The organism is Dysosmobacter sp. Marseille-Q4140, from assembly GCA_018228705.1.
Taxonomy (GTDB): domain Bacteria; phylum Bacillota; class Clostridia; order Oscillospirales; family Oscillospiraceae; genus Oscillibacter.
In genome coordinates, this window is the sequence record CP073694.1 from 1,936,262 (window position 1) to 1,949,833 (window position 13,572).

Sequence of the window (13,572 nt, forward strand, 5' to 3'; positions counted from 1 at the left end):
GAAAAAGCCTCGCAGAGTTCCGCCGTCCGCAGACGGCGGAATCCAATCCAATACCGTCATTTCCGAGGACATGCGCCTCGGAAATGACACTTCTCATGACGGATGGGGTGACAATTTCCAAAGAAATCGAACCCCGTCCGTCATGCAGCCCTCTATCGCAAAAGGCCCAAGGGCCTTTTGCGACATACTCACACGATCAGGAAGAACTTCACCAGGAACAGCGCGGAGATCACATAGGTCAGGACGGAGACGTCCTTGGCCTTGCCGGTAAAGACCTTGATGACGGTGTAGGAGATCAGGCCGATGCCGATGGCGTGGCCGATGGAGCTGGAGATGGGCATGGCGATCAGCATGAGGGACACGGGGACCATCTGATCCAGGTCGTCGAAGTTGACGTTCTTCAATCCCATCAGCATCAGCACGCCCACATAGATCAGCGCCGCGGAGGTGGCCGCCGCGGGGATGATGGCGGCGATGGGGGCGATGAAGATGCAGGCCAGGAACAGCACGCCGGTGGTCAGGGCGGTGAGGCCTGTGCGGCCGCCGGCCTCCACGCCGGAGGCGGACTCCACGAAGGTGGTGACGGTGGAGGTGCCGGTGCAGGCGCCGGCCACGGTGCCGATGGCGTCGGAGATCAGGGCCTCCTTCATGTTGGGCATATTGCCGTCCTTATCCACCATGCCGGCCCGGGAGGCGGTGCCCACCAGGGTGCCGATGGTGTCGAACATATCGATCATGCAGAAGGTGATGATCAGCGTCACGGCGGTGAACCAGCCGATCTGCAAAAAGCCCTCAAAGTTGAACTTGAAGAAGGTGGTCTCCATCATGTCGGCGAAGGGCGGCACGAAGGAGGCGGTGGAGAGGGATGCAAAGGGATTCACGCCCAGCACCACGAAGTCACCGATCCAGTAGATGATGGACGCCACCAGCATGCCCAGCAGCACGGCCGCCTTGACGCCCTTCTTGGCCAGGATCACGATGACAAACAGGCCGATGAACATGGTCACCACGGTCAGCACCATGGTGGAGTAGCCGCTGCCCATGGTGGTCTGCGCCACGCTGGGCGTCAGGGTGCCGAAGAAGTCCCGCATCACGTAGAAGGGGCCGCCGGTCTCGGAGTACACGCCCACGTTGGACCCCAGGCCAATGTTCATCAGCATAAGGCCGATAGCCGGGGCAATGCCCAGGCGCACGCCCAGAGGAATGGCCTCCACGATCTTCTCCCGGATGTTCAGCACGGAGAGGATCAGGAACACGATGCCCTCCATCAGAATAATGACCAGGGCCGCCTGGAAGGAGGCCACATAGCTCAGCCCAGTCAGGGCGGCGATGTTGGACGCCACCACGGCGAAGAAGCTGTTGAGTCCCATGCCGGGGGCCAGGGCGAAAGGCTTGTTGGCCAGGAACGCCATGCAGAACATAGCCAGGGCCGAGGCGATGCAGGTGGCCAGGAACACGCCGTTCCAAAGGGCGGAGCCGGTGTCGAAGTTGGTGAGAAGGTTGGGGTTGAGTGCGATGATGTACGCCATGGTCATGAAGGTGGTCAGACCTGCCAGGATCTCTGTGCGGACAGTGGTGCCGTTCTTTTGCAGCTGAAAGATCTTTTCCATGTTTTACTCCCTCTTTTCTCTCAATGCAGATTGGTCAACCTTTGTATATGTAGACAAATCCTGTCTTTATATCATAGCTGATATTTGGTGATTTTTCAATATTCTCTTAAAAGAATAACGCTTTTACCGGTCTGTCTCCCCCAAGCAGACATCCGGCGGCAAAAAAGACCGCGCGGAAAACTCCGCGCGGCTTTTTACACGTCACGTGCCCGCCGGCTCATTCATGGCGGCGGTGATGTACTGCTTGCCGTACAGGGCGTCGTAGAGTACGGCGTCCCGCAGGGCCAGCAGCTCCCGGTCCTGCTCTGACAGATCCGCCTCCTCCCCGGACAGAGAGGGCTCCCCCTCCCCGTCCACGAAGTACAGCTCCGTGTTGGTCAGGCACACCTTGCTGACCTTGTCCAGCAGGGCCCAGTACCGGGAGATGGGCTGTCCGGTCAGCTCCAGCAGCTGGGGGCCGATGGCGGTGATGCTGCTGTCGCGCCGGGTGCCGGCCCGGCCGTTCAGGAGGGCCGCGTCGTTGGCCCAGATGAGATAATCCGTGGAGTAGAGGTCACAGATCTGCTCCGCCGTCCACTCCGTGGTGTCGTTTTCCGGGCACAGGCCCAGCTTGGTATACACCGTGTCCCCGTCGGTCATGAAGAGGTTGGGCCGGTGATCCCCGAAGAACACCACAATGGTGGGCTCCGGAGAATTCCGCAGGGCGTCGGTCAGCTGGCCCAGGGCCTGGTCCGCCCGGGTGATGCCCTCCAGCATGACCCGCACGATGGCCATGTCCTCGTCGCTGAGGGTCTGGCTCTCCACGCCGATCTGGCACTCGTAGCCGAACTTCTCCGCGTCGAAGGGCTGGTGGTTCTCCATAGTGATGCCGTAGAGGAAGGCCCGCTGCCCGGCGGCGTTGATGTCCGCCATCCGGTCCAGCATGGCGGCGAAGAAGTAGCTGTCCTTCATGTAGTAGCCGCCGTAGACGCCGCCCTGCCAGTCGAAGCCCAGCTGCTGGATGTCCGCGGAGAACAGCAGATTGGAAAAGCCCAGCAGCGGGTAGGTGACAGTGCGGTTGTAGAGGCTGTCGTCATAGCCGTGGAGCAGCTTCGCCCGGTAGTCCCCGCCGCCGGTATACTGCTCTGTCAGGGAGTCGAACCGCTCATAGAGGCCGTCCTCCAAAAAGCAGATGTTGGTGCCGGGGCCAAAATCCAGACTGTTGACGCCGTAGAGCATGGACATTTCGATGTATCCGGTGCCGTAGCCCAGGTAGTGGCTGTGGAAATCACCGCTGATGCTCTCGGCCTCCAGGGCGTGGAAGTTCTCCAGCGGGTCCCGCTCATAGGTCAGGTCCGGCAGCCTCGTCAGGTCGAAGAAGGACTCGGAGAGCACCATGATGATGTTGGGCGCCGTCTCCGGCGTCTCTTCATTTTCCGCGTCCGCCAGCAGGATCTCGTCGATCCGGTCCAGCACGGCGGCCATATACTCCGGTCCGTAGTCCTCCGGGCTCTCCTTGGCCTGGAGGAAGGCGTCCCGCCACAGGCTCAGCACAAGGCCGTAGGTGTCGTGGCTGGAGGTGGTGTCCAGGCGGGTGACGATGTCCACACCGAAGCCCTCCGCCGCCCGGGCGGCCCCGGCGGGCGTGCACAATCCCACCGCCGCTGAAAACGCCAGGGCAAAAGCCGCGAATCGGCCCCGGCCGGAGATGCGGATGATGGGCGCGGTCAGGGCCAGCAGTCCCACGCAGATGCCCACGGCCACCAGGGCCATCCAGAAATCCACAGGGGGCTTCAGCTCTCCGGCCACCCCGGCCACCTGGCCCAGCTGGGTGGCCAGGCCGAAGTCCGCCAGGGACAGCGGCGTGCCGTTGATGGCGTTTTTGAAGTAGTCCACCAGGGACAAAATCAGGGACACGGCGCCCACCAGGGCCCCAGCGATCCACAGCCGTCCCAGCAGGGCGCCCAGGGCCGCGGTAACGGTTCCCAGGCCAACCGCTGTCAGCAGCAGATAGGCGGGCCACTTCATAAACCACTCCCACACGATGGAGAGGGACCCGGTGACCACCCACTGGACTGCCACAGCCGCACCCAGGCCCATGCACCCGGACGCCGCCGCGAACAATACCCACCGCAGCCACACCGGACCCAGGGTCCTTGGAACCCGCTTTGTTTGTAAGAGTCGCTTGTTCATGTTCTCCCCGCTTCGCCATTTGGGCCGCGGAACTCCTCCGCGGCCCAAATTTTTTTACCGTTAGATCAATAGGCCAGCTTCTCGGCCAGATACGCCTTCAGTTCACTGATGGGCATGCGGACCTGCCTCCCCATGAAACGCTGTTTCATGGGGACCCCGTCCTATTTTATCTGCTCGGGCGGAGTGAATCCGCCCGGCATCAAGGTTTTGCCCCCACGGGCAAAACGCTTGGACGCCGCCTCCGCGGCGATATGGAGCAGGGCCGGTCTGTGTTTAATAGGCCAGCTTCTCGGCCAGATACGCCTTCAGTTCACTGATGGGCATGCGGACCTGCTCCATGGTATCCCGGTCACGGACGGTGACGCAGTCGTCGCCGGCCTTCTCGGCGTCGCCCACGGTGTCGAAGTCCACGGTGACGCAGTAGGGCGTACCGATCTCGTCCTGACGGCGGTAGCGCTTGCCGATGGAGCCGGTGTCGTCATAGTCCACCATCCACTCCTTGGAAAGCTCCGCCTGGACCTCCCGGGCCTTGTCGGCGAGCTTCTTGCTAAGGGGCAGCACGGCGCACTTGAAGGGGGCCAGGGCCGGGTGAAAGTGCATGACGGTGCGCACGTCGTTCTTGGCCGGGTCCACGACCTCCTCGTCGTAGGCCTCGATCAGGAAGGCCAGGGTGACGCGGTCGGCGCCCAGGGAGGGCTCCACCACGTAGGGGATATACCGCTCGTTGGTCTCCTGGTCAAAGTAGGTCATATCCTTGCCGGAGGTATTCTGGTGCTGGGTCAGGTCGTAGTCGGTGCGGTCCGCCACGCCCCACAGCTCGCCCCAGCCGAAGGGGAACATGAACTCAAAGTCCGTGGTGCCCTTGGAGTAGAAGCACAGCTCCTCGGGGCTGTGGTCCCGCAGGCGCAGGTCCTCCTCCCGCATGTTCAATCCCAGCAGCCAGTCCTTGCAGAAGGAGCGCCAGTACTGGAACCACTCCAGGTCGGTGCCGGGCTTGCAGAAGAACTCCAGCTCCATCTGCTCAAACTCCCGGGTGCGGAAGGTGAAGTTGCCCGGGGTGATCTCGTTGCGGAAGCTCTTGCCGATCTGGCACACGCCGAAGGGGAGCTTCCGGCGGGTGGTGCGCTGGACGTTCTGGAAGTTGACGAAGATGCCCTGGGCGGTCTCGGGCCGCAGGTACACGGTGTTCTTGGCGTCCTCGGTGACGCCCTGGAAGGTCTTGAACATCAGGTTGAACTGCCGGATGTCGGTGAAGTTGTGCTTGCCGCAGCTGGGGCAGGGGATGTTGTGGGACTCGATGAAGTCCTTCATCTCCTCCTGGGAGAAGGCGTCGATGGGCTTGCCCAGGTCCACGCCGTTGTCTCCGGCCCAGTCCTCGATCAGCTTGTCGGCCCGGAAGCGCTCCTTGCACTCCTTGCAGTCCATCAGGGGGTCGGAGAAGCCGCCCAGGTGTCCGGAGGCCACCCAGGTCTGAGGGTTCATGAGGATGGCGGCGTCGAGCCCCACGTTGTAGGGGTTCTCCTGGACGAACTTCTTCCACCAGGCCTTCTTGACGTTGTTCTTCAGCTCCACGCCCAGGGGGCCGTAGTCCCAGGTGTTGGCGAGGCCGCCGTAAATCTCGCTGCCGGCGAAGATAAAGCCCCGGCCCTTGCACAGGGCCACGATCTTCTCCATGGTCTTTTCGGTGTTCTTCATTGCTTCCTCCTAAATTCTTGGCCCAAGACGGCAAAAAACGCCCTGAGCCGGTTTTCGGCTCAGGGCGAACAAAGCATTGTCCGTGGTCCCACCTGAATTCGCATCTGGCTGATGCGCACTTCCTTCTCCGGTAACGGCGGACGCCGGCGGGGCATTTCCTCCCCGCAGCTCCAGGGGGCCTTCTCCCGCTCCTCCGGAAGGGCTCGCACCGACCGCCCTCTCTCTTGACCGGCAAAACCGGGATACTGTTCCCTGTTGCGCTTTTGTTGGGTATCGTGCGTACTGTACCATGTTTTTGCCGGAATGTCAAGCCTCCGGCGCCGGGGACGGCCCGGCGCCGATACCGAGGGAGACGGGACGGACTCCGGCCCCCTCGGGGGTCTGGAGGGTAAAAATACGGATCTGTCCGTCCCCGGTCAGGCCGAACCAGACCGCGCCGTCCGCCGTGCCCACCAGTCCGTCGTGGGAGAAGAAGTCCCCGCCCATGAGGGCCTCGCTCAGAGTTCCGGTCATAGGCGCCACGGCCTCGTCCCAGCGGTCCAGCAGCTCCTGGGCCGTGTCGGCCCGGGAGGTCTCCTCCTCCGCCGTGGTCACGGTGCAGGGATAGGAAAACCGCTCCGCCACCGCCGCCCGGTCGTCCCGCTCCAGCAGATCCAGCAGCTCCGCCGCGAATGTCCGGATGGCCCCGGTCTCCAGCCCGCTGCCGGTGTTCAGCTGCGTGTCCGCTCCCTGGCCGGAGAGATCCGGCGCCGTCACGGGGGTCAAGCGGCCAAAGTCGATGCTGTCTGCCAGAGCCTCCAGGTCCTGCCTCTCCAGCTCCGCCCGGGGCACATTGACCGTCACCAGGCAGTCCTCCAGGTCCGCGATCAGCACGCCCCGGTCCTCTGCCAGCGCCGCGGTCACCGTCCGGCCGCAGGCGGTCTCATAGGTCCACTCCTGATACTGGGAGACGTCTCCCACCTCCAGCAGTCCGTCGGTAAAGCTGCCGCGGACGCAGCGGATAAACTGGTAGGACAGGGTCTCCCCGCCGCTGAGGTCGTATTCGCCGTCAAAGAAGAACGTCCCGTTCTCGCAGATCCGGACGTGATAGGCCCGGTTGTTCTCCCCCAGGAAGGTCTCGTCAAAAACCCCCGGAAAAGCCGCGGCGTCCACCGCCGCCGGGTGGAGGGTCAGGCCGTATTTCTCCGCGATCTCCGTCAGAGCCTCCTCCATCTCCGGGGTGTAGATCTGATCGATCTGGAACCAGGGGTCCGTCCCGCCGTCCTCTGCCGCGGCGCCAAGGCCCTGCTCCGCCAGCCAGGTCCGCCACTGCGCCAGGGCCCGGCTCTCCGGGCTCTCCGCGTATCCGCTGAGGCTCAGCGTCTGTCCCCATTGGGGCAGCAGCATCCGCCGCAGGCCGAACAGATCCGCCGCCACCGCCGCCGCGGACAGGACCGCCATCAGGGCGATCACCGCCGCCAGCGTCACCAGATGTCTGCTGATGTGCCGTTTGCTCGTCCGCATCTCCATATCCTCCCATCGAATGTCACAGGAGGAGCGGAGCTGGGAAAAGGTCTCCTGATAAAATTCCTTATTCGTCATCCCGCCATGCCTCCTTCAGCCGCTTTTTCAGCTGCTCCCGGGCCCGGGTCAGCCGGGTGGTCACCGCCGACTGGCGGATCCCCAGCACCTCCCCGATCTCCCGGGTGGACAGCTCCTCGTAGTAGAACAGATCCAGCACTGTCCGGTACTTCTCCGGCAGGGCCATGACCTCCCGGTACAGCTCCCGCTGCTCCACCTGGTGAAAGGACGGCTCCGGAAGCTGTTCCAGATACACCCGCCGCTTGCGCCAGGGGCTTTTCAGGGTATCCCTGCACAGATTGACCGTCACCCGGATCAGCCAGCGCCGCAGATGCTCCGGCGTCTCAAAGTCCCGCTCCCGGGTATAGAGCCGGAGAAACACCTCCTGCACCGCGTCCTCCGCGTCCTGGCGCTGCCCGGTCACGTGGAGGGCCACCCGAAACACCATATCCCGGTGCTCCCGGACAGCCTGTTCAAAGATCGCTCGCTCCATGGGCTCCCTCCCCGTCTATGATTGAATGCATTCACTTTCCATATGATCCCGGCCCCGGCTTTGTCACAAAAAAGATCCGCCCGGAAAACCGGACGGATCTCTTTCTGGGATTTACTTCTTGTCCCGGTCGTAGGCCACGACCACCCGGCGGCCCGGCTCGGTGCCGGTGGAGTAGGTGGTGACGCCCGGCACGTCCTGCAGCGCCGTGTGGATCACGTGGCGCTCGTAGGCGTTCATGGGCTCCAGGGTGAAGTTGCGGCGGTACTTGACCACCTTGGCGGCCACCTTCCGGGCCAGATGCTGGAGGCTCTGCTCCCGCTTCTCCCGGTAGCCTTCGGCGTCCAGCTGGACCCGGACCCGGCCGCTGCCGCTGCGGTTGACGGCGTAGCTGGTCAGCTGCTGGATGGCGTCCAGAGTCTCGCCCCGGCGGCCGATCAGGGCGCCCAGGTTCTTCCCCTCCAGAATCACCTTGTAGCGGCCCTTCTCCGGCTGATAGACCCGGATGTCGGCGGCGCTGTCCATCTGCTCCAGCAGGCCGGTGAGGAAGGTGCGGATGGCCTGGGCCTTCTCATCGTCCACCTCCGGACCGTAGTCCGCGGCGGGGGCGGCGGGGACCTCCTCAGCGGGGGTCTCCGGCTGAACCTTGTGGGCCTTGGGGGGCTTCGGCGCCTTGGGGGGCTTCGGCGCAGGGGCGCTCCGCTCCTCTTTGGGTTCCTCTTTCTTCTCCGGGGCGGCCTTGGGGGGCTTGGGGGCCTCCGGCACCGGCGCGGGGGCGGGCTCCGTCTCCTCGCCGTAGTACACCCGGACCTTGGCCGGGCAGCTGCCCAGGCCCAGGAAGCCGGATTTGGCGCGCTCCAGGATCTCAACGGACACATCGTCCCGGTCCAGGCCAAGCTGACGCAGGGCGTTTTGGATGGCCTCGTCCTCGGTCTTGCCCGTTACATCAATAAATTCTCTCATGGCGTAACAAGCTCCTTATTCCTGTTCACTGTCGTACCGGTCGGCCTTGTAGGAACGGCCCCGGGCATAGGGGCGGTCGCCCACCCGGCCGGCCTCGGTGGTGCTGGTGGCGGCCTTCTTGGCCTTGGCGGCCTTGGCCTCCTGGGCGGCCTTGCGCTTTTCCTTCAGGCTCTGCTTCTGGGCCGCCTGCTGGCGCTGCTGCTCCTGAAGGACGCGGGCCTCCTCCTGGCGGCGCTTGCGGTCGGCCTCCCGGGCCTCATACCGCGCGGCCTCCTCGGCCTCCAGCTTGTTGGTGTAGAACCGGCCCATGACGGCCTCCTGCACGATGGACAGGGCGCTCTGGGCGATCCAGTACACGCCCAGGGCGGCGGGCATGATGAAGGCGATGTAAATGGACATCAGGGGCATCATCCACATCATCATCTTGCCGCTGGCAGCGGCGGAGCCCTCCATCTTGTTCTGGCTCATGGTGACCTTGCTGAGCAGGAAGCTCAGGGCGCCGGAGACAATGGGAATCAGGATCAGGCCGATCAGCATCCAGGACACGCCGCCGCTGAGCTGGCCGAAGGCGCTGCTGGGCTGGGCGGTCAGGTCCAGGCCCAGGAAGTGGTAGTCCACATTGACCCAGCCCTCATGCTGGGCAATGAAGTCGGGGAACTGGCTGTTGATGATCTTCGCGATCTCGATCTGCTCATAGGCAGCGTTGGCGGTCAGCTCGATGCCGGCGCCCTGGATCAGCTCCTTGGCGGCGGCGACCACAGCCTGTCCGGCGGCCCGGCCGCCGAAGTTCATGAAGTAGACGATGGGCTCCCGAATGATATAGTACAGAGCCAGCAGGATGGGGAAGGGGATGAAACTCCACAGGCAGCCGCTCATGGGGTTGATGCCCTCTTCCTGATAGAACCGCTGCATCTCCTCGTTCATCTTGGCCTGGTTGTTGGCGTACTTCTTCTGGATCTCCTGGATTTTTCCGGACATCCGGCTCATGCGGATCATGCTCTTTTTGGACTTCATCTGGAAGGGCAGCAGAATCAGCTTGATGACCAGGGTGAAGAGGATGATCGCCACGCCGTAGGAGCCCGTCAGATTATAGAACAGGCGCATCAGCGCGGCAAAGGGGACACAAATATAGTATCCAATGGTTGACAGCATAAATGTTTCCTCCAAAGTGAAATGGCCCGACGGGGCGGATGCACCCCGCTCCGGCCGCTAGGGGACCGGGTCGTAGCCGCCCTTGTGAAAGGGATTGCAGCGCAGGATCCGCCGGAAGGCCAACCAGCCGCCCTTGAGGGCGCCGTACTTTTCAATGGCCTCCAGGGCGTACTGGGAGCAGGTGGGAATGTAGTTGCAGCAGCGGGGCCGGTAGGGGGAGATGGCCACCTGATAAAACCGGATCAGAGCCTTGAACACATGCTTCATGACCGTCCCTCCCAGAGATCCAGCTTCCGGCACAGCCGGCCGAAGGTGTCGCACAGCTCCTGCCAGGAGGCGTTCGCCGTCCTGCCCCGGGCCACCAGGATGATGTCGTATCCCTGGCGCAGCTGGCCCTGGTGGAGGCGGTACACCTCCCGCAGGCGCCGGCGGCAGCGGTTGCGGACCACCGCGTGGCCCAGCTTCACCGAGGCCGTCAGCCCCAGGCGGTTGTGGCCCAGGCGGTTTTTCCGGCAGTAGACGACCATGCAGCCGCTCACCGCCGACGTCCCCTTCTGGTACAGCCGCCGGAACTCGTGATTTTCTTTCAGAGTCACCGCTCGCTTCATGTCAAACCCGCCTTGCAAAATGGAACAGAAACTCGATGAGGGACGGAGGAATCCTTACAAATTCCCGCCGTCCCTGAAGGCGTCTGTTCAAGTGTCTCCCGCGCTTGCGTTCCGAATCAATAGGACAGGCGGGCGCGGCCCTTGGCGCGGCGACGGGCCAGGACCTTACGGCCGTTGGCAGTAGCCATTCTCTTGCGGAAACCATGGACCTTCTGGCCATGCAGCTTCTTGGGCTGATAGGTACGCTTCGTTGCCATATCTAAGACACCTCCTGTCAGAATTGCGGTCGTCCTTTCGGGCGCCGCTTACTCGACATCCGCCCTGACGGGCGGACGCAGTAAACTTGTCCGCGTCCTGCGACGCAGAGAATAGTATACAGACTTTTTCAAAATGTGTCAAGAATAACTTGAAAATTCCTGAAAAATAGGCTCTTTTTCTTTTCCATCGGCGGAAAAACCGGAAACTTTTCAAAATCTGGTGTCTCCGGGCGGCTTTCTCCTCTATATCTTGTTTCCCCTGGCTCTGCAAAAAAACGATCTTTATATATTAGAATAAGTGTTGTAATCGTCTCGTCTTTTTGTTATACTTATGCTATGTGATTTTGTCTATTTTTTACTAGAGAGAGGTGTTCTTTTTGAATTCCGTCGCCGACGTGTGGGACAACGTCCTTCAGCAGCTGAAGGGCGAACTATCGGAGACCACCATCGCCACCTGGTTCGACGAGCTGGAGGCGGTGGATATCCGGGGCAATACCTTTTTGCTCCACTGCTCCAACGATTTCAAGAAGGGATACATCGAATCCCTGTTCATGAAAAACATCAAAGCCTCCCTCCACGATATCTTCTCCACGGACTTTGAAGTGCAGATCCTGGACGATGCGGACTTCGCGGAGTTCAGCGGCGGCCAGACCCACCGCCAGAGCGACCGCTTCACCTCCGCGGAGTTCACCTTTGATACCTTCGTGGTGGGCCCCTCCAACAAGCTGGCCTACGCCGCCTCCATGGCCGTGGCGGAGCACCCGGCCCAGAACTACAACCCCCTGCTGATCTACGGGGACTCGGGCCTTGGCAAGACCCATCTGCTCTATGCCATCGCCAACGTCATCCGCCGCAACGACGCCCGGGCCAAGATCGTCTACATCAAGGGCGACGACTTCATCAACGAGTTCATCGAGCTGATCCGGGCCGGCCGGGGCAACGAGTTCCGGGCCAAGTACCGGGAGGCGGACCTGCTGCTGGTGGACGACGTGCAGTTCGTGGCCGGCAAGGAGCAGGTGCAGAACGAGTTCTTCCACACCTTCAATACCCTCTACGAGTCCGGCCGTCAGATTGTGCTGACCTCGGACCGTCCCCCCTCTGAGATGACGCTGCTGGACGACCGGCTGCGGACCCGGTTCGAGTGGGGCCTTCTGGCGGACGTGACGCCGCCGGACTTCGAGACCCGCATGGCCATCATCAAGAACAAGGCGGCACTGCTCGGCATGGAGCTGCCGGACAAGATCGCCACCTATATCGCCCAGAACGTCACCGCCAACGTCCGCCAGCTGGAGGGCACCATCAACAAGATCCTGGCCTACAAGGACCTGCTGGGCAACGACACCGACGAGGAGACCGTCACCCGGGCCATCCAGGACATGCTGCGCCGCAGCAACGAGTACATCCCCACGCCGGAGTCCATCCTGGAGTACATTTCCAAGTATTACAGCCTGGAGGAATCCGTCATCCGGGGCCAGCAGCGGATCCGGGACGCCGTGTCCGCCCGTCAGATCGCCATGTACCTGATCCGGTCCATGACCAACCTGAGCCTGGACGAGATCGGCAAGGTCTTTGACAACCGGGACCACTCCACGGTGCTCTACTCCATCCAGCAGATCGAGAAAAAGATGAAGAAGGACCCGGCCTTTGCCGAGACCGTCAAGGAGATCAAGACCAACATCAACTCCAAGCGGTAAGGGGCGGAGTTTTCCAACACTTCCTGTGGAAAAGAAAAACTTCCCTGTGGAAAACTGCCCTTTCAAAACAGCCGTGGAAAAGGCGTGCAACTTTTCCACTCGCCCCGTGGAGACGCCGATCCCCTGATTTCAATGGCCTTCTCCTCTTTTCCACATCTTTTTTTCCTACCCCTGCTTTTTCTAAAAAAATAATCCTTTTCTTTTGAAGAGCGCGGCCGCCCGCCGCCATCCCATGTACAGAGAGGAAGCGTTCCTATGATGAAATTCTCCTGCGAAAAGGCCCTGCTGCAAAGCGCCATCGCCGTCACCAGCCGGGCCGTGGCGCAAAAGAGCTCCATTCCCGCCCTGGAGGGCCTGCTGCTGCGGGCCGACACGGAGCTGACCGTCTCCGGCTACAACCTGCAGACCGGCATCCGCACCAAGGTGGCCGCCGACGTCACCGGCCAGGGCGAGCTGGTCCTCAACGCCCGGCTCTTCGGCGACATCATCCGCCGGATGCCCGACGACGTGGTCACCTTCTCCGCCGACGAGCGCCAGGTGGTCCACCTCAGCTGCGGCGACGCGGATTTCGACATCCTGGGCCTGTCCGCCGCAGACTACCCGGAGCTGCCCGCCGTGGAGGACGACTTCGCCGTCTCCATCCAGCAGCGGACCCTGCGGGCCATGATCGAGGAGGTGGCCTTTGCCGTCTCCACCAACGAGAGCCGCCCCATCCACACCGGCGCCCTCTTCGAGATCAGCGACAAGGGACTGACCATGGTGGCCGTGGACGGGTTCCGCCTGGCGGTGCGGCGGGAGCCTCTGGAAAAAATTGACGGCGGCGCCTTCTCCTTCGTGGCGCCGGGCGCCGCTCTGAACGAGGTCAAGAGCATCTGCGCCGACAGCGAGGACCTGGCCTCCGTGACCCTGGGCAAGAGCCACATCTTATTTGAGGTGGGCGCCACGGAACTGATCTGCCGCCGGCTGGAGGGCGAGTTCCTGGACTACAAGAACGCCATCCCCCGGAAAAACCCCATTACCCTCATGGCCGACACCAAGAGCCTCATCGAGAGCATCGACCGGGTCTCCGTGGTGATCTCTGAAAAGCAGAAGAGCCCGGTCCGGTGCTTCTTCGACCACGACAAGGTGATCCTCTCCGCCAAGACCGGCAACGGCGAGGCCAAGGACGTCTGCCGCATCAGCGGCGACGGCGCGGGCCTGGAGATCGGCTTCAACAACCGCTATTTGATGGAGGCGCTGCGCTACGCCCCGGCGGACACGGTGAAGATCGAGCTGAACACCGGCGTGTCCCCGGCCATCATCGTCCCCACCGAGGGGGAGGAGAACTTCCTCTACATGGTGCTGCCCGTGCGCCTCAAGAGCGCGGAGTGA

At 62.5% G+C, this 13,572-nt stretch carries 12 protein-coding genes and 1 other annotated feature; of the genes, 2 read left to right on the forward strand and 10 right to left on the reverse strand.

The genetic code is table 11. The features are described from left to right. Positions 1-188: 188 nt before the first annotated feature. The 10 genes from KFE19_09715 to rpmH form a co-directional block, all read right to left on the reverse strand. Positions 189-1,610, reverse strand: a complete 1,422-nt coding sequence (locus tag KFE19_09715) for an NCS2 family permease (GenBank protein ID QUO36708.1) — start codon at positions 1,608-1,610, stop codon at positions 189-191. Positions 1,611-1,811: 201 nt separating this feature from the next. Beyond that, positions 1,812-3,782, reverse strand: coding sequence for a sulfatase-like hydrolase/transferase (locus KFE19_09720; GenBank protein ID QUO36709.1), 1,971 nt, complete (start codon positions 3,780-3,782; stop codon positions 1,812-1,814). Positions 3,783-4,055: 273 nt separating this feature from the next. Further along, on the reverse strand, positions 4,056-5,477 hold the full coding sequence (locus KFE19_09725) for a glycine--tRNA ligase (protein ID QUO36710.1): 1,422 nt from the start codon (positions 5,475-5,477) through the stop codon (positions 4,056-4,058). 57 nt (positions 5,478-5,534) lie between these two features. Then, positions 5,535-5,744 (reverse strand) — a binding site (T-box leader). A 39-nt stretch (positions 5,745-5,783) separates the two neighbouring features. Next, positions 5,784-7,058 (reverse strand): hypothetical protein, encoded by a 1,275-nt coding sequence (locus KFE19_09730; protein QUO36711.1) that lies wholly within the window; start codon positions 7,056-7,058, stop codon positions 5,784-5,786. Continuing rightward, the gene (locus KFE19_09735; GenBank protein ID QUO36712.1) at positions 7,048-7,530 is read right to left on the reverse strand and encodes a sigma-70 family RNA polymerase sigma factor; all 483 of its coding nucleotides are present in this window, start codon (positions 7,528-7,530) and stop codon (positions 7,048-7,050) included. Before KFE19_09735 ends, KFE19_09730 begins: the two co-directional genes overlap by 11 nt. A gap of 111 nt (positions 7,531-7,641) precedes the next feature. Then, positions 7,642-8,490: a protein jag gene (locus tag KFE19_09740; GenBank protein ID QUO36713.1), complete on the reverse strand. Its 849-nt coding sequence runs from the start codon at positions 8,488-8,490 to the stop codon at positions 7,642-7,644. Between the two features lie 15 nt (positions 8,491-8,505). Continuing rightward, complete coding sequence (locus tag KFE19_09745) at positions 8,506-9,642, reverse strand: YidC/Oxa1 family membrane protein insertase (protein QUO36714.1); 1,137 nt, start codon at positions 9,640-9,642, stop codon at positions 8,506-8,508. Between the two features lie 57 nt (positions 9,643-9,699). Next, positions 9,700-9,909, reverse strand: coding sequence for a membrane protein insertion efficiency factor YidD (gene yidD / locus KFE19_09750; GenBank protein ID QUO36715.1), 210 nt, complete (start codon positions 9,907-9,909; stop codon positions 9,700-9,702). Next, the gene (gene rnpA / locus KFE19_09755; protein ID QUO36716.1) at positions 9,906-10,250 is read right to left on the reverse strand and encodes a ribonuclease P protein component; all 345 of its coding nucleotides are present in this window, start codon (positions 10,248-10,250) and stop codon (positions 9,906-9,908) included. The genes yidD and rnpA overlap by 4 nt, the downstream gene beginning before the upstream one ends. A 116-nt stretch (positions 10,251-10,366) precedes the next feature. Beyond that, entirely contained in the window at positions 10,367-10,507 is a 141-nt protein-coding gene (rpmH, locus tag KFE19_09760) for a 50S ribosomal protein L34 (protein ID QUO36717.1), read from the reverse strand. A 377-nt stretch (positions 10,508-10,884) separates the two neighbouring features. On the opposite strand from rpmH, the gene dnaA reads away from it, so the two are divergent. Together dnaA and dnaN are read left to right on the forward strand one after the other, a co-directional pair. Next, positions 10,885-12,201, forward strand: a complete 1,317-nt coding sequence (dnaA, locus tag KFE19_09765; GenBank protein QUO36718.1) for a chromosomal replication initiator protein DnaA — start codon at positions 10,885-10,887, stop codon at positions 12,199-12,201. 258 nt (positions 12,202-12,459) lie between these two features. Further along, positions 12,460-13,572, forward strand: a complete 1,113-nt coding sequence (gene dnaN / locus KFE19_09770; GenBank protein ID QUO39587.1) for a DNA polymerase III subunit beta — start codon at positions 12,460-12,462, stop codon at positions 13,570-13,572.

Excerpts from the sequence above, each read along its gene's own strand:
- KFE19_09730 (QUO36711.1), bottom strand. The coding sequence starts at position 7,058 with ATGACGAATAAGGAATTTTATCAGGAGACCTTTTCCCAGCTCCGCTCC.
- rpmH (QUO36717.1), bottom strand. The coding sequence starts at position 10,507 with ATGGCAACGAAGCGTACCTATCAGCCCAAGAAGCTGCATGGCCAGAAG.
- KFE19_09720 (QUO36709.1), bottom strand. The coding sequence starts at position 3,782 with ATGAACAAGCGACTCTTACAAACAAAGCGGGTTCCAAGGACCCTGGGT.
- yidD (QUO36715.1), bottom strand. The coding sequence starts at position 9,909 with ATGAAGCATGTGTTCAAGGCTCTGATCCGGTTTTATCAGGTGGCCATC.
- KFE19_09745 (QUO36714.1), bottom strand. The coding sequence starts at position 9,642 with ATGCTGTCAACCATTGGATACTATATTTGTGTCCCCTTTGCCGCGCTG.
- rnpA (QUO36716.1), bottom strand. The coding sequence starts at position 10,250 with ATGAAGCGAGCGGTGACTCTGAAAGAAAATCACGAGTTCCGGCGGCTG.
- KFE19_09740 (QUO36713.1), bottom strand. The coding sequence starts at position 8,490 with ATGAGAGAATTTATTGATGTAACGGGCAAGACCGAGGACGAGGCCATC.
- dnaN (QUO39587.1), top strand. The coding sequence starts at position 12,460 with ATGAAATTCTCCTGCGAAAAGGCCCTGCTGCAAAGCGCCATCGCCGTC.
- KFE19_09735 (QUO36712.1), bottom strand. The coding sequence starts at position 7,530 with ATGGAGCGAGCGATCTTTGAACAGGCTGTCCGGGAGCACCGGGATATG.
- KFE19_09715 (QUO36708.1), bottom strand. The coding sequence starts at position 1,610 with ATGGAAAAGATCTTTCAGCTGCAAAAGAACGGCACCACTGTCCGCACA.
- KFE19_09725 (QUO36710.1), bottom strand. The coding sequence starts at position 5,477 with ATGAAGAACACCGAAAAGACCATGGAGAAGATCGTGGCCCTGTGCAAG.